This window comes from Nocardioides marinquilinus (assembly GCF_039543705.1).
Taxonomy (GTDB): domain Bacteria; phylum Actinomycetota; class Actinomycetes; order Propionibacteriales; family Nocardioidaceae; genus Nocardioides; species Nocardioides marinquilinus.
This window is the reverse complement of record NZ_BAABKG010000003.1, coordinates 336586-356928: the sequence shown is the minus strand read 5'-3', so window position 1 is coordinate 356928 and position 20343 is coordinate 336586. Positions and strand designations below refer to the sequence as shown.

Below are 20343 nucleotides of genomic sequence, written 5' to 3'. Positions count from 1 at the left end.
CCCCGGCACCGATGAGTCGCAGCCGCCGCCCGGGTCCGACCGAGGTGACCATCGACCTCTTCGCCGGCGTCGCCGTGCGCGACTTCGACCGGGCCGTGGCCTGGTACGAGCGGTTGCTCGGCGCGCCGGCCACCTTCGTCGCCCACGACACCGAGCACGTCTGGACCGTGGTCGAGCACGGCTCGCTCGCCGTCGACCTCGACCCATCGCGCGCCGGTCACGCGGTCGTGACCCTGTTCGTCGGCGGCCCCGACGAGCTCGACGCCTTCGTCGCGGCGGCCGCCGACCGCGACGTCCACGAGACCTCGCGCGAGACCTACGGCAACGGGGTCACCAAGGTCATCTTCCACGATCCCGACGGCAACGAGATCGGCGTCGGGGGCGGACCCGGCGAGACCACCTAGGAGGTCGGGGCGGGCCTTCAGACGGCGGTGGTGCGTCCCGCCAGGTGCGAGGTGCCCGACGACGGGCTGCTCAGCGAGAACGCGTAGCCGCCGTCGACCGGCGCCGACCCGAACGCCACCGACCCGGGCAGGAAGACCGGCTTCTTGAACGCGACGTCGACGCGGACGGCGTCCGGCAGCCGGTTCTCGAGCGCGGCGACGCAGCGCGCCATCGTCCACATACCGTGGGCGATCTGCCGCCTGAAGCCGAGCGCCTTGGCGGTGAGCGGGTAGAGGTGGATCGGGTTGCGGTCGCCCGAGACGGCCGCGTAGCGGCGTCCGAGGTCGGCCGGCAGCCGCCACACCACGCCGCTGGGCTCGGCCTCGGGCAGCACGGTGCCGAAGGAGGCGGCCGGGTCGGGCGTGCCACGACGCAGGTAGGACGACGTCTCCTGCCACACCAGCTCGCCGGCGTCCGGCCCGTCGACGGCCCGCACCTCGGTGACGAAGTCGTAGACGGTGCCCTTCGGGTGCGGCACGGGCGCGCCCACGTGGGCCAGCACCGACAGCGTCTCGCCGACCGCGATGCGCCGGTGCCGGGTGATCGAGTTCTCGAGGTGCACGGTGCCGATGGCCGGCGCCGGGAACGCCGGGTCGCTCATGATCGCCATCTGCTGGTCGAAGGCGAGCAGGTGCGGGTAGGGCAGCGGGACGTCGTCCTTGCGCGGGAAGCCGCACACCCGGGCGAACGCCTCGACGTGCTCGCGCTCGACGGTGACCGGCGGCCGGGTGCGGGTGAGGCCGCTGAACCCGGCGGCGGGCGCCTTCTTCACGCCCGGCAGCTGGTTGACCAGCGGCACCGAGGGCAGGGCGGCGCGCAGCAGCGGGGGAACGAGCGCCACGTCAGGCCCCCAGCATCATCTGGCCGCAGACCCGCACCACGTTGCCGTTGACCAGGCTCGAGCCGGGGTGGGCGTACCAGGCGACGGTCTCGGCGACGTCGACCGGCAGGCCGCCCTGGGACATGGCGTTGAGACGCTGCCCGACCTCACGGGTCGCGAACGGCACGGCGGCGGTCATCTGGGTGATGATGAAGCCGGGCGCGACGGCGTTGATGGTGATGCCGTCGTCCAGCTCGTCGGCCAGCGAGTCGACCAGGCCGATGACGCCGGCCTTGGACGCCGCGTAGTTGGTCTGGCCCACGTTGCCGGCGATGCCCGCGATGCTGGCCACGCCGACGATCGAGCCGTGGCGGTGGACCAGCCCCTGGTCGAGCAGCTCGCGGGTGATCAGCTCGGGGGCGGTGAGGTTGACCGCGATGACCGAGTCCCAGCGGCTGTCGTCCATGTTGGCGAGCTTCTTGTCGCGGGTGATGCCGGCGTTGTGGACGACGACGTCGACCCCGCTGTGCTTGGTGGCGAGGTGCTGCGCGATGCGCTGCGGCGCGTCGCGGTTGGTGATGTCGAGGGTCAGCCAGTCGCCGTCCAGCTCGCTGGTGAGCTGCTGCAGCTCGCTGGCCGCCTGCGGGACGTCGACCCCGACGACCGTGGCGCCGTCGCGGTGCAGCACGCGGGCGATCTGCTCGCCGATGCCGCGGCTCGCGCCGGTGACGAGGGCGGTCTTGCCCTCGAGCGGGCGCAGCGGGTCGGCGACCTCGCCGACGTCGCCGACGCCGCCGCCGTGGGCCCCGACGCGCACGACCTGGCCCGAGACGTAGGCCGACTTCGGCGACAGCAGGAACCCGAGGGTGCTGGCGACCGCGGCCTCCGCGCCGTCGGCGACGTAGACCAGCTGCACGGTGCTGCCGCGGCCGATCTCCTTGCCGAGGCTGCGGGTGAAGCCCTCGAGCGCGCGCTGGGCGATGCGCTCGGCGCCCGCGACCTGCTCGGGCGGCGTCCCGAGGACGACGACGCGTGCGCAGCTGTGCAGCGAGCGCATGAGGGGGGTGAAGAAGTCGCGAAGCGCGCCGAGCTCGGACGACGACGTCAGCCCGGTGGCGTCGAGCACGAGGCCCTTGAGCCGGGTCTCGGCCGGGGCGATGTTCACCGCGGTGATGCCGAGGCCGTCGAGCAGGCCGGGCAGCGACTCGGCCAGCCGGCCGCGGCCGCCGACGAGCACGGTGCCGTCGACGAGCGGGGCGCCGGCGGCGTAGCGCTCGAGCTTGGTGGGCTGGGGGAGCCCGAGGTTCTTGACGAGGAACGAGCCGATCGGGGTGGCGGTGAAGCCGCGGTAGCGGTCGGTCATGGGGTGCTGGTCGCCTCGCTGTCGTGGTGCTGTCGGGGTGGACGGACGCTGGTCCAGAACATGTAACTGCAGGTGTCACACAGCGTCCACATTTCGTGACCTGGCCCTCAGAGGGTTGGGCGCCAGGGCTGTTACCGGCCAGTATGGACCCATGATCGAACGCACCCGTCGCGTCGCCGTCGTCGGCGGCAACCGGCTCCCCTTCGCCCGCTCCAACGGCGCCTACGCCACCGCGTCGAACCAGGAGATGCTCACCGCCGCCCTCGACGGGCTGGCGACGCGCTTCGGGCTCGAGGGCGAGCGGCTCGGCGAGGTCGTCGCCGGCGCGGTGCTCAAGCACTCGCGCGACTTCAACCTGACCCGTGAGTCCGTGCTCGGGTCGCGCCTGTCGCCCGAGACGCCCGCGACCGACGTCCAGCAGGCCTGCGGCACCGGCCTGCAGGCGACGATCCAGGTCGCCAACAAGATCGCGCTCGGGCAGATCGAGGTCGGCATCGCCGGCGGCACCGACACCACCTCCGACGCGCCGGTCGCCATCAGCGACAGGCTGCGCCGCAAGCTGATGAAGGTCAACGCCGCCCGCAGCACCAAGGCCCGCCTGGCCGCGCTCGCCGCGATCCGGCCCGGCGACGTCGGGCTCGAGATCCCGCAGAACTCCGAGCCGCGCACGCGGCTCTCGATGGGCGAGCACGCCGCGCTGACCGCGCTGGAATGGCAGGTCGGCCGCGCCGAGCAGGACGAGCTGGCGGCGTCCTCGCACCAGAAGCTGGCCGCGGCCTACGACGCCGGCTGGCTGGCCGACCTCGTGACGCCCTTCCGCGGCGTCGACCGCGACACCAACCTGCGCGCCGACTCGACCGCCGAGAAGCTCGGGAAGCTGAAGCCGGTCTTCGGCAAGGGCGGGGCCGCGACGATGACGGCCGGCAACTCCACGCCGCTGACCGACGGCGCCTCCGCGGTGCTGCTGGCCTCGGAGGAGTGGGCGGCCGAGCGCGGCCTGCCGGTGCTGGCCTACCTGACCGCCTACGAGACCGCGGCGGTCGACTACGTGCACGGTGGCGAGGGCCTGCTGATGGCGCCGGCGTACGCCATGGCGCGGATGCTGGAGCGCGAGGGCCTCTCGCTGCAGGACTTCGACTACTACGAGATCCACGAGGCCTTCGCCTCCCAGGTGCTCGCGACGCTCAAGGCGTGGGAGGACCCGGTCTTCTGCAAGGAGCGCCTCGGCCTCGACGCGCCGCTCGGCGCCGTCGACCGCACCAGGCTGAACGTGCACGGCTCGTCGCTGGCGGCCGGCCACCCGTTCGCCGCTACCGGTGGCCGCATCGTGCCGGTGCTGGCCAAGCTGCTCTCGGAGTCCTCCGGCGGCACCGGCCGCGGCGTCATCTCCGTCTGCGCCGCCGGCGGCCAGGGCGTCGTCGCCATCCTCGAGCGCCCCTGACTCCCCTGACGTCGCCTGCGCCGCCCTCACGCGTCCCGCGCGGCGCGGCGGGCTGACCGGACCACCGTCACCGGACCGGTCACCCCCGCGCGCCGTCCGGGTCTGCTGTGGTGCGGCGGTGCGCGGGCGCCCGGGCCACCGTCCGGCCCGGCCGCCCGCCACCGCCGCCCACCGTCCTCCCCGTCGTGCCTGGCCGGTCTGGGCCGGTCTGGGCCGGGCTGGGCCGGGTGGGCGGTGCGTGAGGCACCGGATCGGTACGTCGGACGGTGGCTGGTGCACCGCCGTCCGGGCTGGGTCGGGTGGGCGGTGCGTGAGCCACGGTTTCCGGACGTCGGACGGTGGCTGAGGCACCGCCGTCCGGGCCGGGCCGGGTGGGCGGTGCGTGAGCCACCCGATTCGGACGTCGGACGGTGGCTGAGGCACCGCCGTCCGGGCTGGGTTGGGGGAGCGGTGCGTCAGCCACGGTTTCCGGATGTCAGAGGGTGGCTGTTGCACCGCCGGCAGGGCTGGGCCGGGTGGGCGGTGCGTGAGCCACCGAACCGGTAGGTCGGACGGTGGCTGGTGCACCGCCCGGACGGTCAGCCGCCGGCGAGCGCGAGGGCGGAGGCGACGAGGTGGCTGCGCACCTGGTCGGCCGAGACCCGGCCGAGGGTGGGCAGGCCGGGGGCGGCCTCCTTGACCAGGATGCCGACCCGCGCGAGCTGCAGGGCGCCGAGGCCGGAGGCGTAGAGGGTGTTGGCGAGCAGCACCGGGTCCTCGACGGTGAAGGCGCCGTCGGTGACGCCGTCCTCGAGCACCCGCGACAGGATCGTCAGGCACGACGAGATCGCCCGGCCGAGGCGGAACAGCGCGCTCTCGGAGATCTCGGCCAGCAGGTCCTCGCCGCGCCGGCGCATCAGCGTCTGTGCGCAGTCGACGAAGGCCGGGTGGGCGACGCCGTAGTCGACGAACGCCCCGACCAGCGCGGCCAGCCGCTCGGTCGGCACGGTCGACGACGCCGCGGCGTCGTCGAGGGCGTCGCGCAGCTCGTCGAGGTAGCTGACCAGCGTGAGGGCGAACAGCTCCTCCTTGCCGGTGAAGATGCGGTAGACGATCGCGCGGTTGATGCCGACGTCGGCGGCGATCTCGTCGATCAGCGCCTCGCCGACGCCGATGGCGTCGAAGCGGGCGCGGGTCGCGGCAATGATCTCGGCCTCGCGCGCCCGCCGCCGCACAGCCGCGGCCCGGCGGCGTCCGTCGGTCTCGGGAGCCGTGCTCACCCGCCGATCGTACGACGAGTGCAACTCGCAGTTGCACGGCTGTGACGCAACCCGCGCCAGGTCGCCAGCGCCACGGACGCCACCCCCGCCACCACCGCCGGCGCCGCCCAGCGGGGCAGCGCGCCGTCGGCGTAGGCGGCGAACCAGGCGTCGTCGGCGCGGAACGACCCGACCGAGCGGGTGGCCTGGCACGACAGCACCGACCCGCCGGCCTGGCACGACCACGCCGAGCCCGCGCTCATCACCGAGCCCACCGACGCGATGCTCAGCGCCGACCCGATCGAGCCGATCGAGGCGAACGACCCGACCGACCCGATCGAGAGCACCGAGCCCTCCGACGCGATCGAGAGCACCGAGCCGCGCGAGCGCCACGACCACCGCGAGACGCTCACCGCCCCAGCGCCTTCACCGTCGCGAGCGTGTCGGCCTCGGCCGTCGTCTTGTCGTCGCGGTAGCGCACGACCCGCGCGAACCGCAGCGCGATGCCGCCGGGGTAGCGGGTGGAGCGCTGGACGCCGTCGAAGGCGATCTCGACGACCTGCTCGGGCCGCACGTGGACGACGTGCCCGTCGCGGCCGGTCTCGAGGGCCAGGAACCGCTCGGTCTGCCAGGCGAGCATCTCGTCGGTCATGCCCTTGAACGTCTTGCCGAGCATCACCAGTCCGCCCGACCCGTCGTCGGCCCGCGCGCCGAGGTGGATGTTGGACAGCCAGCCCTGGCGGCGCCCGGAGCCCCACTCGACGGCGAGCACCACCAGGTCGACGGTGTGCACCGGCTTGACCTTCACCCAGGCGGCGCCGCGGCGTCCGGCGGCGTAGGGCGCGTCGAGCCCCTTGACCACCACGCCCTCGTGCCCGGCGGCCAGCACGTCGTCGACGAAGCGGCGGGCGACGTCGGGATCGGCGGTGGAGACCGTGGGCACCCGGTAGGGCTCGGGCACCAGGCCGAGCAGCGCGGCGCCGCGCTCGCGCCCGGGGGAGTCGAGCAGGTCGACGCCGTCGAGGTGCAGCACGTCGAAGAAGTAGGGAGTGACGACGATGCCGTCGTCGGCCGCCGCCTGGGCGGTGCGGGAGGCGGTCTCCTGGAACGGCCGCGGCCGGCCGTCGTCGCCCAGCGCGATGGCCTCGCCGTCGAGCACGAACGAGGTGGCCGGCAGCGAGCGCGCCACCTCAACGACCTCGGGCAGCCGGGCGGTGATGTCCTCCAGCGTGCGGGTGGCGATGACGACGTCGTCGCCGTCGCGGTGCACCTGGATGCGGATGCCGTCGAGCTTGGTGTCGACCGCGACCTCGACGCCCTCCCCGCCGCCGGCCTTGACCAGCGCGGCCTCGACGTCGGGCGCGGTGGAGGCGAGCATCGGCAGCACCGGCCGCATCACCTCGAGCCCCACCTCGGCGAGCGCCTCGGCGCCGCCGGTGAACGCCGCCCGCACCACGGCCGTGGTCGACCCGGCCAGCATCGCCGCGCGCCGCACCTGCTCGAGCGGTGCGCCGGACGCCGCCGCCACCGCCTCCTGCACCAGCGCGTCGGAGGCGCCCTGCCGCACCTCGCCGGTGGCCAGCGCCCGCAGCCAGCGCTGCTCGTCGGCCGTCGCCGCCCCGAACAGCGCGCGGACGGCGTCGGCCCGCGCCGCCTGCGAGCCAGGCCCCGCGTGGGCCGCGATGTCGTCGAACGCCGCGTCGACCGCGGCCACCGTGAGCGTGGACTCGGCGGCCGGCTCGGGCAACGAGCTCAGTCCGCGCCAGCCGACCCCGGTGCGCCGCTGCCGCAGCGAGCCCGCGACGTAGGAGGTGACGACCTCGAGCTCGTCGAGCCCCCGCGCCCGCTCGAGCAGCGCGGCCAGCGCGACGACCTTCGCCTTGCGCGAGCGGGTGGCGGCGACGTCCGCGGAGGTCTGCACGACGTCGGAGAGCAGCATCCCGTCATCCAACTACGCGCCACCGACAGTCGCGATCACCCGGCGATCACCCGGCGAGCACGCGGGCGTAGAGGGCGGTGTCGATGCGGCGGCCGAGCTTGTGCCCCACCTCGGGCAGCACCCCGACCCGCTCGAACCCGCACGCGCGGTGCAGCGCCTCCGAGGCCGGGTTGGGCAGCGCCACCACCGCGAGCACCGTGTGGACGTCGTCGTCGGCCAGCCGGGCGAGCAGGTCGTCGTACAGCGCCCGCCCGAGGCCGCGGCCCCGCGCGCCGTCGGCGAGGTAGACCGACACCTCGCGGGTGCGGTCGTAGGCCGGGCGCGGCCGGTAGGAGGAGGAGTAGGCGTAGCCGAGCACGTCGTCCGAGCCGCTGAGGGTGCCGTCGACGGCCACCAGCAGGTGGTCGCCGCGCGCCTCGCTCGCCAGCCGCGCCGACCAGTACGACAGCGGCGGCGGCTCGAGGTCGAAGGTCGCGATGCGACCGGCCACCTGCACGTCGTAGATCGCCTTCACCGCCGGCAGGTCGGCCTCGACGGCGGCGCGCACCCTCACGTCTGACATGGCGGCATCCTGACGCGGGCTGGCAGTGACCCGACGGCGCACCCGGCCGCGGACTGCCACGCTGAGCGGCATGACCGCAGACGACGCCGGGCCCGACGTCGAGCCCGACACCAAGGACTGGACCTGGGTGCTCGACCGCCCCTGCCCCGACTGCGGCTACGACGCCGCCACTGTCGACCTGGCCGACGTCGGACCAGCGCTCCGGGCGAACGCCGCGGTCTGGCGGGTCGCGCTGGACGGCGACGGGGCGACCCGTCGTCCGCGGCCCGGCACGTGGTCGCCGGCCGAGTACGCCTGCCACGTGCGCGACGTGCACCGCGTCTTCGCCGAGCGGGTCGACCTGGTGCTCGCCGAGGACGAGCCCACCTTCGCGAACTGGGACCAGGACGCCGCCGCCCGCGCCGGCCGCTACGACCTCGCCGACCCCGCGACGGTCGCCGGCGAGCTGGACGACGGCGCCGAGGCCGCCGCCGCCCGCTACGACGCCGTGCCGGACGCCGCCCGCCACCGCCGCGGCCGCCGCGACAACGGCTCGCGGTTCACCGTCGAGACCCTCGCCCGCTACCACCTGCACGACGTGGTGCACCACGCCTGGGACGTGCGCCAGCACGTCACCCGCGCCGCCTACGACCAGCAGGCCGCGGCCTACCGGCAGGCCTCGGCGACGCTGTCCGAGCCGGTGCGGGCCGCCCTCGACGCCTACGCCTCCGCGCTCGCACCCGGCGCTCGGGTGCTCGAGATCGGCAGCGGGGGCGGCCGCGACGCCGCCGAGCTCGAGGCCCGCGGGCTCGTCGTGCGCCGCACCGACGTCACGCCCGGCTTCGTCGAGCTGTTGAGGGCGGCCGGGCACGAGGCCGACGTGCTCGACCCGCTCGTCGACGACCTCGACCCGCCGCCGGCCGGCTACGACGGCGTGTGGGCCAACGCCTCCCTGCTGCACGTGGCGCGGCGCGACCTGCCGACCGTGCTGACGCGGCTCGCCGCCGCCACCCGGCCCGGCGGGGTCCTGCGGCTGACGGTGAAGGAGGGCGACGGTGACGGGTGGTCGACCCACGGCTCCATCGGCGCGCCGCGCTCGTTCACCTACTGGCGGCGGGGGCCGCTCGAGGACGTCGTGGCCGGCGCGGGGTGGCAGGTCGGCGAGGTGACCGAGACTGACGGCATGCGCGGTGAGCGATGGCTGGCGGTGGTCGCCTACGGTGGAGGTCGATGAGGCACACCGAGTTCTGGCAGCGGCTCGAGCACGCGCTCGGCCCCGGCTACTACCGCTCGTGGGCCGCGCAGTACGTCGTCCCCGAGCTCGGCCGCACCGCCCAGGAGGCGCTCGACGCCGGCGTCCCGCCGAAGCGGGTGTGGGCCGCGGTGTGGGGCGCGCTCGAGCTTCCGGCGTCCGAGCGATGACCACGCGCGTCACGGCCGAGGTCGCCGTCGTCGGCGGCACCGGGTTCTACTCCTTCCTCGACGCGCCCGCCCACCACGAGGTGAGCACGCCGTACGGCGAACCGTCGGCGCCGGTCGCGGTCGGCGAGGTGGCCGGACGACGCGTCGCCTTCCTGCCGCGCCACGGCGCCGACCACCGGCACCCGCCGCACGGCATCCCCTACCGCGCCAACGCCTGGGCGCTGCGCTCGCTCGGGGTGCGGCAGGTGCTGGCGCCGTGCGCGGTGGGCGGGCTCGGCGGCGGCGTCGCGCCCGGCGACCTCGTCGTGCCCGACCAGCTCGTCGACCGCACCCACCGCCGCGTGGGCTCCTTCGTCGAGTCCGGCGCGTGCCACCTGCCGTTCGCCGACCCCTACTGCCCGGGGGTCTCGGCCGCGCTCGCCAGCGCCGACCCCGACGTCCGCGCCGGCGGCACGATGGTCGTCGTCGAGGGGCCGCGGTTCTCGACGCGCGCCGAGTCGCGCCACTACGCCGACCAGGGCTGGTCGCTGATCAACATGACCGGCGCCCCCGAGGCGGCGCTCGCCCGCGAGATGCGGCAGTGCTACGCCCCCCTCGCGCTCGTCACCGACATGGACGCCGGCGCCGAGACCGGTCACGGCGTCGGCCAGGAGGAGGTCTTCGCGACCTTCCGACGCAACCTCGACCGGCTCGCCGGCGTGCTCACGCGGGCGATCGAGGCGCTGCCCGACCCGGACGGCTGCTCGTGCTCGACGTGGGCCGACGAGGTCGGGCCGACCTACGAGATCCCGGGCTGAGCGGCGTCACCGTTCCGTAAGGGCGTCCCGGCCCGCCGACCCGCGGGCCCGACCTACCGTCGGGAGCACCTATGGACGACGACGCCATCCTCGACCTGTGCTGCGGGCCGACGCTCCACGTGGGGTGCGGCCCGGGCGGCCTCGTCGCGGAGCTGACCCGCCGCGGCCACGTGGCCCTCGGCATCGACGTCAGCCCGGCCGCGGTGGTCTCGACGGTCGACCGCGGCGGCTCGGCGCTGCGGCGCGACGTCTTCGCCGACGTGCCGGGCCAGGGCCGCTGGCACACCGCGCTGCTCACCGACGGCAGCCTCGCCATCGGCGACGACCCCGAGGCGCTGCTGCGGCGGGTGCGGCGGCTGCTCGACCCGCGGGGGCGCTGCGTGGTCGAGGTGGGGCCGGGCACCGACCCCGACGACCTCGCCGGCCCGGCCCGTGCGGCCGGGCTGCGCGTCGTCCACGCCGGTCGACACGGGTCACGGTTCTGTCTCGTGCTCGCGGAGTCGACGGACGGAGCGGCAGGATGAGCGCCATGGCGCGTGTGCTGGTGGTGGACGACGACCCGACGGTGCGCGAGGTCGTCGTGTCCTACCTACGGGCCGCCGGCCACGAGGTCGAGGAGGCCAGGGACGGCGGCGCCGCGCTCGCCGCCATGCGCACCCGCCCCGCCGACCTCGTCGTGCTCGACGTGATGATGCCGGGCATCGACGGCCGCGAGACCTGCACCCGGCTGCGCGCCGCGGCGGGCGAGGTCAAGAACGTGCCGATCATCATGCTCAGCGCGCTCGCCGGGGTCGAGGCCCGCGTCGGTGGGCTCGAGCTCGGCGCCGACGACTACCTCACCAAGCCGTTCAGCCCGCGCGAGCTGGTGCTGCGGGTCGAGTCGCTGCTGCGGCGGGCGCCGTCGTCGTCCGGTGCCGGGGCGCTGCCGGACGTCGTCCGCGACGGCGACCTGGTGGTCGACGGGGTGCGGCGCGAGGCGCTGCGCGGCGGCGAGCCGCTGGCGCTGACCGGCCGCGAGTTCGACCTGCTGCGCCACCTCATGGCCCACCCCGGCGTCGCCTACCGCCGCGACGAGCTGCTCGAGCAGGTGTGGGGCTGGACCCACGGCGACCAGTCGACCGTCACGGTGCACGTGCGGCGGCTGCGCGAGAAGATCGAGGCCGAGCCGGCCACGCCGACGCGGCTGGTGACGGTGTGGGGCGTGGGCTACCGCTGGGAGCCGGCAGCCGCCGGCCCCGCCGAGGCCGGCAACCCTGCCGACCCTGCCGACCCTGCCCCTCCGCACGGGCCGCCCGATGAGTGACACCGTCGAGATCGTCGTCGTCGCTGCCATCGCCGCCGTCGTCGTCGGCGCCCTCGGGCTCGGCGCCGGGGTCGCGCTGCGCAGCCGCTCGCTGCGCTGGCAGCTGGGCCTCGTCGCCGTCGTCGCCGTGCTGTGCGTGCTCGGCGGCGTGCTGGCCGTCGCCCAGCGGATGCTGCTCTCCGACCACGACCTCGACGTCGTCACGCTCGTCACCGTGGTGGCCGCGGTCATCGCGATCGTCGTCGCCCTGGCGCTGTCGGCGGCGCTGACGCGGTTCTCGGCGTCGCTGCGCGCCGGCGTGCGGCGCGTCGGGCAGGGGGAGCGGTTCGAGGCACCCCCCGGTGGCCCGGCCGAGCTGCGCGCCCTCGCCGCCGAGCTGCACGACATGCAGGTGCGGCTGGAGGAGTCGCGCGCCCGCGAGCTGCGCGTCGAGACCGCCCGCCGCGAGCTGGTCTCGTGGGTCTCCCACGACCTGCGGACGCCGCTCGCCGGCCTCCGCGCGATGGCCGAGGCGCTCGAGGACGGCGTGGCCGCCGACCCGGCGCGCTACCACGCCCAGATCCGCACCGACGTCGACCGGCTCTCGCGCATGGTCGACGACCTCTTCGAGCTCTCCCGCATCCACGCCGGCGTCCTGCCGCACGAGCCGGAGCCGCTGCCGCTCGACGACCTCGTCAGCGAGGCGATCGCCGCGGCCGAGCCGGTCGCGCGGGCGCGCGGGGTGGCGGTGCGCGGCTCGGTCGAGCCGGGGCTCGTCGTCCGCGCCGACCCCGCCGGGCTGACGCGGGTGCTGTCGAACCTGGTGGCCAACGCGGTGCGGCACACGCGGCCCGGCGAGGCGGTCGAGATCCGCGGCCAGGCGGCCTCGGGCACCGTCGAGCTGAGCGTGGCCGACGGCTGCGGCGGCATCGACGACGCCGACCTCGCGCGCGTCTTCGACGTGGCGTGGACCGGCTCGCAGGCCCGGACGCCGGAGCCGGTGGCCGCGGGCGCGGCGGGTCGTCCGCCCGAGCCCGGCGGGGCGCGGGCCGGTCTGGGCCTGGCCATCGTCAAGGGCATCGTCGAGGCCCACCACGGCCGCGTGGCGGTCGCCAACGTGCCCGGTGGGTGCCGGTTCTCGGTGCGGCTGCCGGCGTCCGACTGAGGTCGTCACGGGGTCGTCACGGGGTCGTCACGGGGTCGCCACGCGGTCGTCACGGGGGTCGTCATGGGGGTCCTCGCGGCCGGTCCGCGACGTCCGGCGGCGTGTCGGGATGCTTCGAACACGTGTTCGGCCTAGGTTGGGTGCTGTTCCGGCGCACGCTTCCCCACCACGGTCATCCACAGGCTCGGCGACAAGCCGAGCGCGATGTCGGTGGTCGCGTCTAGCGTCCCGCAGCACGTGAACCCGACAGACACGAAGGCAGGCAGAACCATGGCTGGTGCAGACCGCGACAAGGCGCTCGACGCGGCGCTCCTCAACATCGAGAAGCAGTTCGGCAAGGGGTCGGTGATGCGGCTCGGCGAAGAGACCCGCGCCCCCCTCGAGGTCATCCCCACCGGGGCCATCGCCCTCGACGTCGCCCTCGGCCTCGGCGGGCTGCCGCGTGGCCGCGTGGTCGAGATCTACGGCCCCGAGTCCAGCGGCAAGACCACGGTCGCGCTGCACGCCGTGGCCAACGCCCAGGCCGCCGGCGGCATCGTGGCCTTCATCGACGCCGAGCACGCCCTCGACCCCGACTACGCCAAGGCGCTCGGCGTCGACACCGACGCGCTGCTGGTCTCCCAGCCCGACTCCGGTGAGCAGGCGCTCGAGATCGCCGACATGCTCGTCCGCTCCGGCGCGCTCGACCTCGTCGTCATCGACTCGGTGGCCGCGCTCGTGCCGCGCGCCGAGATCGAGGGCGAGATGGGCGACAGCCACGTCGGCCTCCAGGCGCGACTGATGAGCCAGGCGCTGCGCAAGATGACCGGTGCCCTCAACAGCTCGGGCACCACGGCCATCTTCATCAACCAGCTGCGCGAGAAGATCGGCGTCATGTTCGGCTCGCCCGAGACCACCACCGGTGGCCGGGCGCTGAAGTTCTACTCCTCGGTGCGCCTCGACGTGCGCCGCATCGAGACCCTGAAGGACGGCACCGACATGGTCGGCAACCGCACCCGGGTCAAGGTCGTGAAGAACAAGGTCGCCCCGCCGTTCAAGCAGGCCGAGTTCGACATCATGTACGGCAAGGGCATCAGCCGCGAGGGCGGCCTGATCGACGTCGGCGTCGAGGCGGGCCTCGTCCGCAAGGCCGGCGCCTGGTACACCTACGAGGGCGACCAGCTCGGCCAGGGCAAGGAGAACGCGCGCACGTTCCTGCGCGACAACCCCGACCTCGCCAACGAGATCGAGAAGAAGATCCTCGAGAAGCTCGGCGTGACGCCCACGGTCGAGGACGACCCGCGCAACGACCTGTCCGACGAGCCGATCGGCGTCGATGACTTCTGAGCCGGCTGGCTCGGCTGGCTCGGCTGGCTCGGCCGGTGGCTGGCGCGGCGACGTCCACGACGGCGTCGCCGCCTGGACGCGCGGGGCTGCGGCCCCGGCGTCCGGGCCGTCCGGGACGCCGCCCGACCCGGTGGCCGACGGTCCCGACGCCGACCCCGAGTCGGTGGCGCGCACGATCCTGCTCGACCAGCTCACCGGCCGGGCCCGCTCGCGCCGCGAGCTGGCCGACAAGCTGGCCACCAAGGGCGTGCCCGACGACGTCGCCACCCGGCTCCTCGACCGCTTCGAGGAGGTCGGGCTGGTCGACGACGAGGCGTTCGCCCGGTCGTGGGTCAGTGGCCGCCAGCAGGCCAAGGGCCTGGCGCGGCGGGCGCTGAGCCACGAGCTGCGGCGCAAAGGCGTCGACGACGAGCTGGTGCGCGAGGTGCTCGACGAGGTCGACCCCGAGCAGGAGGAGCAGGCGGCCCGGCAGCTGGTACGCCGCAAGCTGCGCACCCTGAGCCGGGTCGACGACGCCACGGCCACCCGCCGGCTGGTCGGCATGCTCGCCCGCAAGGGCTACCCGCCCGGCACGGCCTACGCCGTCGTCCGCGACGAGCTGGCCACCTCGGGCCGCGAGGCGCCGCAGGAGCCGCACTCGGTCTAGCTCGCGCCCGCACCGCGCCCCCACCCCGCCCCGACCGTGCCTAGACCTGGGTCGCGGGGGAGTCCTCGGCGTCGGCGTCGGTGAACGGCGTGCCGCCGCCGAGGGTGTCGCTCACCGCGGCGGGGCCGAGCACCCGGTACGGCGCCGGGCTGGTCGCGACGTGGGCGGTCAGCGCGGCCGTCGGCACCGTGCCGCGCGAGGCGACCACCAGAAGGTTGCCCGCGCGCCGCGCCCGCAGCGTCGCCGGCTCGGCGGTCACCAGCACCTCCGGCAGGGCGGTGCGCACGGCGGCCAGCGCGCGTCGCGCCCAGGCGAAGGGGGCGACGTCCACGAGGTTGAGAACCAGCAGTCCCTCGGCAGCGAGCACCCGGGCGTGGTCGAGGGCCGCCTCGGTGGTCACGAGGTCGCCGGGCACGCGTCCGCCGGCGAAGGCGTCGACCACCACGACGTCCTGCGAGCCGTCCCGCACCGCGGCGAGGCCGGGTCGTCCGGCCACCGGCCGCACCTTGATGCCCGACCGGCGCGGCAGCGGCAGGTCGGCGCGCACCCGCTCGGTGACCTCGGCGTCCGGCTCGAGCACCACCTGCGCCGACCCGGGACGGGTGGTGGCCACGTAGCGCGGCACGGTCAGCCCGGCGCCGCCGACGTGCAGCACACGCAGCGGGGCCGAGGGGGGCGCGCACGCGTCGAGCACGTCGCCGATGCGCCGCACGTAGGGGAAGTCGAGGCGGGTGGGGTCGGCGAGGTCGACGTGCGACTGATCGCGTCCGTCGAGGCGCACGACGAACGCCTCGGGGCGCTCGGTGGCGACGATCTCGACGGGCACGTCCCGACGATGCCACGTGGGCCGCGGCTGCACGCGCACGGCGGTCCGCAGTCATAGGTTGGGCGGGTGGATGCGTTGAGAGTGCCGACCGGACCCGTCGACCTGACCGCGATCGAGACCGACGCGGCGCCCGGGTTCGACGGCGGCAAGAGCGAGGGCAAGGCGGCCCTCGCCGAGATGGGCGACGAGCTCGCCGACCTCCAGGAGCGGCTGTTCGCCGAGGGCCGCTCCGGTGGACGGCGCAGCGTGCTGCTGGTGCTGCAGGGCATGGACACCTCGGGCAAGGGCGGCGTGCTGCGCCACACCGTCGGCCTGGTCGACCCGCAGGGCGTGCGCATCACCTCGTTCAAGGCGCCCAGCGAGGAGGAGCGCAGCCACGACTTCCTGTGGCGCATCGAGCGGGCGCTGCCCGGGCCCGGCTACCTCGGGGTCTTCGACCGCTCCCACTACGAGGACGTGCTGATCGCCCGCGTGCGCCACCTCGCGCCCGACGACGAGATCGAGCGCCGCTACGAGGCCATCAACGACTTCGAGCAGCGTCTCGTCGAGAGCGGCACCACGGTGGTCAAGTGCATGCTGCACGTCAGCGCCGACGAGCAGCGCGAGCGGCTGCTGGCGCGGCTCGACGACCCCACGAAGTACTGGAAGTACAACCCCGGCGACGTCGACGAGCGCGGCTACTGGGGCGCCTACCGCGAGGCCTACGAGCTCGCGATCGAGCGCACGAACACCGAGCTGGCGCCGTGGCACGTCGTCCCGTCGGACAAGAAGTGGTACCGCAACCTCGCCGTCGGGCTGCTGCTGCGCGACGCCCTGCGCGACCTCGACCCGCAGTGGCCCGCGCCCGACTTCGACCCCGAGGTCGAGCGGCGGCGGCTGCTCGACGCCGAGCCGCCGGCGTGAGCGGCGCGGGCGTCCCCACGCTCGAGCGGGTGGCGGTGACGCGCTACGTCACGCCGCTGCGCGAGGGCGGCAGCCTGCCCGGCGTCGTCGAGGGCGACGACCTCGGCACCTACGTGTGCAAGTTCCGCGGCGCCGGCCAGGGTCCCCGGGTGCTGGTGGCCGAGGTGCTGGTGGGCGAGCTGGCCCGCCGTCTCGGCCTGCTCACGCCCCGTCAGGTGGTGCTCGACCTCGACCCCGAGATCGCCCGCTACGAGGCCGACGAGGAGGTGCAGGACCTGCTGCGCGCCAGCGTCGGCGACAACCTCGGCAGCGACTTCCTGCCCGGCTCGTTCGGCTACGACGGGCAGACGGCGGTGACGGCCGAGCTGGCCGGCACCGTCGTGTGGCTCGACGCGTTCTGCGCCAACGTCGACCGGTCGTGGCGCAACCCCAACCTGCTGCTGTGGGGCGACGACCTGTGGGTCATCGACCACGGCGCCTGCCTGTACTTCCACCACGCCTGGACCGGCGGGCTCGACGTCGAGCGCGGTGCCGTCCGCTTCGCGGGGCAGCCGTGGGACCCGTCCGACCACCTGCTCGTCGAGCGGGCCGGCGACCTCGCGCAGGTCGACCGGCGGCTGACCGAGGTCGTCACCACCGACCTGCTGGCCGAGGTCGTGTCGCTGGTGCCCGACGCCTGGCTCGACCCGGTCCCGGGCGCCGAGACCCCCGAGGCCCTCCGTCAGGCCTACCTCGCCTTCCTCACCGCCCGTCTCGCGACCCGGCAGTGGCTGCCGTGAGCGCAGGCGTGCGGCAGGCCTACCAGTACGTCGTGCTGCGGTGCGTGCCCCGCGTCGACCGCGAGGAGTTCGTGAACGTCGGCGTCGTGCTCTACTGCCACGCCACCGACTTCCTGCGCGCCGCCTGGCACCTGGACGCCGACCGCCTCGCCGTCCTCGACGCCCGCCTCGACCCGGCGCGGCTGCGCGAGGCGCTGGCCTACGTGGACGCCGTCTGCAGCGGCGACGAGCGCGCCGGCAGCGCGGGCCGCGCCCCGGTGAGCCAGCGGTTCGGGCTGCTCAAGGCCCCCCGCAGCACCGTCCTGCAGCCCGGCCCCGTGCACGGCGGCACCACCGCCGACCCCGCCCGCCAGCTCGAGCACCTGCTCCACCACCTCGTCGGCGGCTGACCCCCTGCGCGGTCTCGAGGCTCGTCGCCAGGGCTCCTCGCACCTCGACCAGCGTCAAACGCGGTCGTCACGAAAGTCCAGGTGCACGAACCCTGACCTCAGCCGTCGTCGGACGCGGTCGTCACGATGGTCGAGGTGCGAGGCCGGCCACGGCCGAGCCTCGAGACCGCCGGCCGACACGGCGGTCGTCAGTCCACGGACCCTGAGCTCGTCGAAGGGCCCCCGACCCGCCCGGCGAGCACGTCGCGCCGCACCTTGCCCGTGAGCGTGCGGGGCAGCTCGTCGAGGTGGGTCCAGGTCTTGGGGCGCTTGGGCGGGGCGAGGTGCTCGCGGGCGAAGGCGTCGAGCTCGGCGGCGGACGCCGTCCCGACGACGGCGGCACAGACCCGCTGGCCCCAGGTGGCGTCGTCCACGCCGAAGACGGCGACGTCGACGACGCCGGGGTGCGTGCCGAGCACCTGCTCGACCTCGACCGGGTAGACGTTGACACCGCCGCTGATCACCAGGTCCTCGCGCCGGCCGTCGAGGTAGAGGTAGCCGTCGTCGTCGAGGCGGCCGAGGTCGCCGACGGTGAAGGCCGGGCCGTCGGGCGTCTCGCGCCAGGCGGACGCCGTCCGCTCCGGGTCGCCGTAGTAGACGAACCGGGCGTGCGGCGGCACCGCGCACCACACCGTGCCGTCGGCGGCGGTGGTGATGACCCGACCGGGTCGCGCCCGCCCGACGGTGCCCGGGCGCCCGAGCCACTCCTCGCTGCGGCACGCGGTGAACTGGCCCTCCGTCGAGCCGTAGAACTCCCACGTCGCCCCGTCGGGGAACAGCTCGACTAGCCGCCGCTTGACCGGCTCGGGGCACGGCGCGCCGGCGTGGGCGACCAGCCGGAAGCAACCGAGGTCGGGCACGCCGACGTCGTCCCAGTGCGCGAAGAGCCGCTGCAGGTGCGTCGGTACGCAGAACATCGAGGTGGGCCGCTCGGTCTCGATCGCGGCCGTCACCAGCGCCGGGTCGAAGCGCCCCGGCAGCACCACGCGGCCGCCGGCGAGCGCAGTGCCGAGCGCGAACCGCAGCGGGGCGGAGTGGTACAGCGGGCTGAGCACGAGGTTGACGTCGTCGGGCCCGAAGCCCCACAGGTCGCGCTCCTCGGCCACCAGCGCGGCCGCGTCGGCGTCGTCCAGCACACCGCTCCACACGCCCTTCGGCACGCCGGTGGTGCCGCTCGTGCAGTGCATCGGACGGGCGCGCGGCAGTCCCCGGTCGGGCGTGGTCACCGCGGCGAGCCCGTCGTCGGTGGTCACCACGACCGTCGGGTCGAGCGGGGTGAGGATGCGCTCGCGCTCGGTCGTGGTCAGGCGCGGGTCGAGCGGGATCGGGACGACGCCCCGGGCCAGCAGCGACCACACGGCGTCCAGGTAGGCCTGCGACGGCGCCACCAGGAGCGCGACGCGGTCCCCCTCGTGCAGCACCGTTCGATCATGCCGCGCGGGGCGAGCCGGCTCTACGGTGGGCCGGTGGCCCCGTCGCTCGACCTCCCCGACCACCTCGCCCCGGCCCAGGTCGAGACGCTGCGGTCGCTCCTGGCCGACAACCTCGCGCAGCACGGCGACGGCCTGCTCGGCCTGGTGCTCACCGGTTCGGCGGGACGGCAGATGGCGACCGCGCGCTCCGACCTCGACGTCTTCGTCGTGCTGAGCGACGACGCCGCCCGCCACCGCTCGACCTCCCGCTCGCCCGAGCTGGACGAGATCCCCGTGCCCCTGTCCGAGCTCGAGCGGCCGTGGCCGTTCGGCACCGAGGACTGGTGGGGCCGGTGGGCGTTCGCGTGGGCGCCGGTGCTCCTCGACCGCACCGACGGCCGGCTCACCGACGCCGTCCGGCGGCAGGCGAGCGTCGACGCCGCCGAGGCCCGCGCCGTCCTGCTGCAGCACGACCGGCTCGACGGCTGGCTTAACTTCGCCTACCGCGCGCTGAAGTCGTGCCGCGACGGTCGCCGCCGGGAGTGCAGGCTCGACGCCGCCGAGTCGGTGCCGTGGCTGCTCGACGTGGTCTTCACGCTGTCCGGGCGGGTCCGCCCCTACAACAAGTACCTCGCCTGGGAGCTGGCCGAGCACCCGCTGCCCGCCTCGCCCGGCGACCGACCACTCGACCTGCTCGACCTGGTCGAGCGCACCCTCGACGGCGACGCCGGTGCCGTCCGCGAGACCTTCGCCGCCCTCGAGCCGCGCCTGCGCCGCGACCCCGAGCTCGCCGCCGTGGTCGACGGCTGGGGCGCCGAGCTCGACGTGCTGCGCGGCACCGGAGCGGACGACGTCCACCCCGCCTCGGTGCCGGGCACCCCGCGCCCTACGGTGGGGCCGTGATCATCGCGCCGTCGCACGGCTTCGTGCTGCTGTCGCTGCCGAAGGTCGCCTCCACCTCGCTCGACGCGGCGCTGGAGCGCTACCACGAGACGCCGCCCGCGCGCCGCCAGCCGCCGAAGCACCAGAACGTGCGGGCGTTCCACCAGACGACCGTGCGCAAGGTCGAGCGGCTCGGCTTCGGTCGCGACGCCTACGAGCTGGTCTGCCTGTTCCGCGAGCCGGTGGCGTGGCTGGAGTCGTGGTGGCGCTACCGCCAGCGCGACCACACCCGCGAGAACCGCTCCGAGCGCTTCACCGGCGACATCGCCTTCGACGACTTCGCCGAGCTGTTCCTCACCGACAAGGAGCGCACCGGCATCTCCGGCCGCCCGGCGCAGTTCGTGGCCGGCGACCCCGAGCAGGGCTGGCGCATCGACCGCATCTTCGCCCTCGACCGTCCCGACGTCTGGACGGCGTGGTTCTCCGAGCAGGTCGGCGCGCCGGTCGAGGTGACCCGCCGCAACCAGGCCAGTGCACGCCGTCCCCCCGAGCTGGACGCCGACCTGCGGGCCCGGCTCGAGGCGTGGTTCGAGCCCGAGCGCGAGATCCTCGACCACCTGGCCGTGACCGGCTCGTGGCAGCCGCCGCACGGGTGGACGCCGTCCGGCCTGGCCACCGACGACGACTGA

General features: G+C 75.0%; 23 protein-coding genes. 15 read left to right on the top strand and 8 right to left on the bottom strand.

Annotated elements, in window-relative coordinates:
• The first annotated feature begins 44 nt into the window (after window positions 1–44).
• Window positions 45–404 carry a VOC family protein gene (locus ABEA04_RS12765; protein WP_345458910.1) on the top strand — a complete coding sequence of 120 codons (360 nt, stop codon included), beginning with the start codon at window positions 45–47 and terminating at the stop codon, window positions 402–404.
• 17 nt (window positions 405–421) lie between these two features.
• On the opposite strand, the gene ABEA04_RS12760 is transcribed toward ABEA04_RS12765, so the two are convergent.
• Both ABEA04_RS12760 and ABEA04_RS12755 read right to left on the bottom strand, forming a co-directional pair.
• Window positions 422–1285: a MaoC family dehydratase gene (locus tag ABEA04_RS12760; protein WP_345458909.1), complete on the bottom strand. Its 864-nt coding sequence runs from the start codon at window positions 1283–1285 to the stop codon at window positions 422–424.
• A 1-nt stretch (window position 1286) separates the two neighbouring features.
• Window positions 1287–2627, bottom strand: a complete 1341-nt coding sequence (locus ABEA04_RS12755; protein ID WP_345458907.1) for a 3-oxoacyl-ACP reductase — start codon at window positions 2625–2627, stop codon at window positions 1287–1289.
• 151 nt (window positions 2628–2778) lie between these two features.
• Between ABEA04_RS12755 and ABEA04_RS12750 the strand changes: the two genes are divergently transcribed.
• Window positions 2779–4068 (top strand): acetyl-CoA C-acetyltransferase, encoded by a 1290-nt coding sequence (locus ABEA04_RS12750; RefSeq protein WP_345458905.1) that lies wholly within the window; start codon window positions 2779–2781, stop codon window positions 4066–4068.
• A gap of 578 nt (window positions 4069–4646) precedes the next feature.
• Here the strand turns inward: ABEA04_RS12750 and ABEA04_RS12745 are convergent.
• From ABEA04_RS12745 to ABEA04_RS12730, 4 genes are read right to left on the bottom strand one after another with little or no spacing between them, the layout of a single operon-like run.
• Window positions 4647–5327 (bottom strand): TetR/AcrR family transcriptional regulator, encoded by a 681-nt coding sequence (locus ABEA04_RS12745; protein ID WP_345458903.1) that lies wholly within the window; start codon window positions 5325–5327, stop codon window positions 4647–4649.
• Window positions 5324–5719, bottom strand: coding sequence for a hypothetical protein (locus tag ABEA04_RS12740; RefSeq protein WP_345458901.1), 396 nt, complete (start codon window positions 5717–5719; stop codon window positions 5324–5326). The genes ABEA04_RS12745 and ABEA04_RS12740 overlap by 4 nt, the downstream gene beginning before the upstream one ends.
• Window positions 5716–7245, bottom strand: coding sequence for an ATP-dependent DNA ligase (locus tag ABEA04_RS12735; RefSeq protein WP_345458900.1), 1530 nt, complete (start codon window positions 7243–7245; stop codon window positions 5716–5718). Before ABEA04_RS12735 ends, ABEA04_RS12740 begins: the two co-directional genes overlap by 4 nt.
• Before the next feature lie 46 nt (window positions 7246–7291).
• Entirely contained in the window at window positions 7292–7807 is a 516-nt protein-coding gene (locus tag ABEA04_RS12730) for a GNAT family N-acetyltransferase (protein ID WP_345458898.1), read from the bottom strand.
• Between the two features lie 70 nt (window positions 7808–7877).
• On the opposite strand from ABEA04_RS12730, the gene ABEA04_RS12725 reads away from it, so the two are divergent.
• From ABEA04_RS12725 to ABEA04_RS12690, 8 genes are all read left to right on the top strand, one after another.
• Window positions 7878–9020 carry a DinB family protein gene (locus ABEA04_RS12725; protein ID WP_345458896.1) on the top strand — a complete coding sequence of 381 codons (1143 nt, stop codon included), beginning with the start codon at window positions 7878–7880 and terminating at the stop codon, window positions 9018–9020.
• Window positions 9017–9208 (top strand): DUF3046 domain-containing protein, encoded by a 192-nt coding sequence (locus ABEA04_RS12720; protein WP_345458894.1) that lies wholly within the window; start codon window positions 9017–9019, stop codon window positions 9206–9208. Before ABEA04_RS12725 ends, ABEA04_RS12720 begins: the two co-directional genes overlap by 4 nt.
• Window positions 9205–10005, top strand: coding sequence for an S-methyl-5'-thioadenosine phosphorylase (locus ABEA04_RS12715; protein WP_345458892.1), 801 nt, complete (start codon window positions 9205–9207; stop codon window positions 10003–10005). The genes ABEA04_RS12720 and ABEA04_RS12715 overlap by 4 nt, the downstream gene beginning before the upstream one ends.
• Before the next feature lie 71 nt (window positions 10006–10076).
• Entirely contained in the window at window positions 10077–10529 is a 453-nt protein-coding gene (locus ABEA04_RS12710; RefSeq protein WP_345458890.1) for a methyltransferase domain-containing protein, read from the top strand.
• Window positions 10530–10534: 5 nt separating this feature from the next.
• Window positions 10535–11308, top strand: coding sequence for a response regulator transcription factor (locus ABEA04_RS12705; RefSeq protein WP_345458889.1), 774 nt, complete (start codon window positions 10535–10537; stop codon window positions 11306–11308).
• Window positions 11301–12452, top strand: coding sequence for a sensor histidine kinase (locus tag ABEA04_RS12700; RefSeq protein ID WP_345458887.1), 1152 nt, complete (start codon window positions 11301–11303; stop codon window positions 12450–12452). The genes ABEA04_RS12705 and ABEA04_RS12700 overlap by 8 nt, the downstream gene beginning before the upstream one ends.
• Before the next feature lie 270 nt (window positions 12453–12722).
• Window positions 12723–13778 (top strand): recombinase RecA, encoded by a 1056-nt coding sequence (recA, locus tag ABEA04_RS12695; RefSeq protein ID WP_345458885.1) that lies wholly within the window; start codon window positions 12723–12725, stop codon window positions 13776–13778.
• Complete coding sequence (locus tag ABEA04_RS12690) at window positions 13768–14424, top strand: regulatory protein RecX (RefSeq protein ID WP_345458883.1); 657 nt, start codon at window positions 13768–13770, stop codon at window positions 14422–14424. The genes recA and ABEA04_RS12690 overlap by 11 nt, the downstream gene beginning before the upstream one ends.
• 40 nt (window positions 14425–14464) lie before the next feature.
• Here ABEA04_RS12690 and ABEA04_RS12685 read toward each other — a convergent pair whose 3' ends face one another.
• Window positions 14465–15250 carry a spermidine synthase gene (locus ABEA04_RS12685; protein WP_345458881.1) on the bottom strand — a complete coding sequence of 262 codons (786 nt, stop codon included), beginning with the start codon at window positions 15248–15250 and terminating at the stop codon, window positions 14465–14467.
• A 66-nt stretch (window positions 15251–15316) separates the two neighbouring features.
• On the opposite strand from ABEA04_RS12685, the gene ABEA04_RS12680 reads away from it, so the two are divergent.
• Genes ABEA04_RS12680 through ABEA04_RS12670 form a run of 3 tightly spaced genes read left to right on the top strand, consistent with a single transcriptional unit; the run spans window position 15317 to window position 17321 of the window.
• Window positions 15317–16153, top strand: a complete 837-nt coding sequence (locus ABEA04_RS12680; protein ID WP_345458879.1) for a PPK2 family polyphosphate kinase — start codon at window positions 15317–15319, stop codon at window positions 16151–16153.
• Window positions 16150–16932 (top strand): HipA family kinase, encoded by a 783-nt coding sequence (locus ABEA04_RS12675; RefSeq protein ID WP_345458878.1) that lies wholly within the window; start codon window positions 16150–16152, stop codon window positions 16930–16932. Before ABEA04_RS12680 ends, ABEA04_RS12675 begins: the two co-directional genes overlap by 4 nt.
• Window positions 16929–17321: a DUF3037 domain-containing protein gene (locus tag ABEA04_RS12670; RefSeq protein ID WP_345458877.1), complete on the top strand. Its 393-nt coding sequence runs from the start codon at window positions 16929–16931 to the stop codon at window positions 17319–17321. The genes ABEA04_RS12675 and ABEA04_RS12670 overlap by 4 nt, the downstream gene beginning before the upstream one ends.
• 188 nt (window positions 17322–17509) lie before the next feature.
• Here the strand turns inward: ABEA04_RS12670 and ABEA04_RS12665 are convergent, their stop codons facing one another.
• Entirely contained in the window at window positions 17510–18781 is a 1272-nt protein-coding gene (locus tag ABEA04_RS12665; RefSeq protein WP_345458875.1) for a class I adenylate-forming enzyme family protein, read from the bottom strand.
• Between the two features lie 9 nt (window positions 18782–18790).
• Here ABEA04_RS12665 and ABEA04_RS12660 point away from each other — a divergent pair, with 9 nt between their 5' ends.
• Both ABEA04_RS12660 and ABEA04_RS12655 read left to right on the top strand, forming a co-directional pair.
• A complete protein-coding gene (locus ABEA04_RS12660) occupies window positions 18791–19675 on the top strand; it encodes a nucleotidyltransferase family protein (RefSeq protein ID WP_345458873.1) in 885 nt (294 codons plus the stop codon).
• Window positions 19672–20343: a hypothetical protein gene (locus tag ABEA04_RS12655; RefSeq protein ID WP_345458871.1), complete on the top strand. Its 672-nt coding sequence runs from the start codon at window positions 19672–19674 to the stop codon at window positions 20341–20343. Before ABEA04_RS12660 ends, ABEA04_RS12655 begins: the two co-directional genes overlap by 4 nt.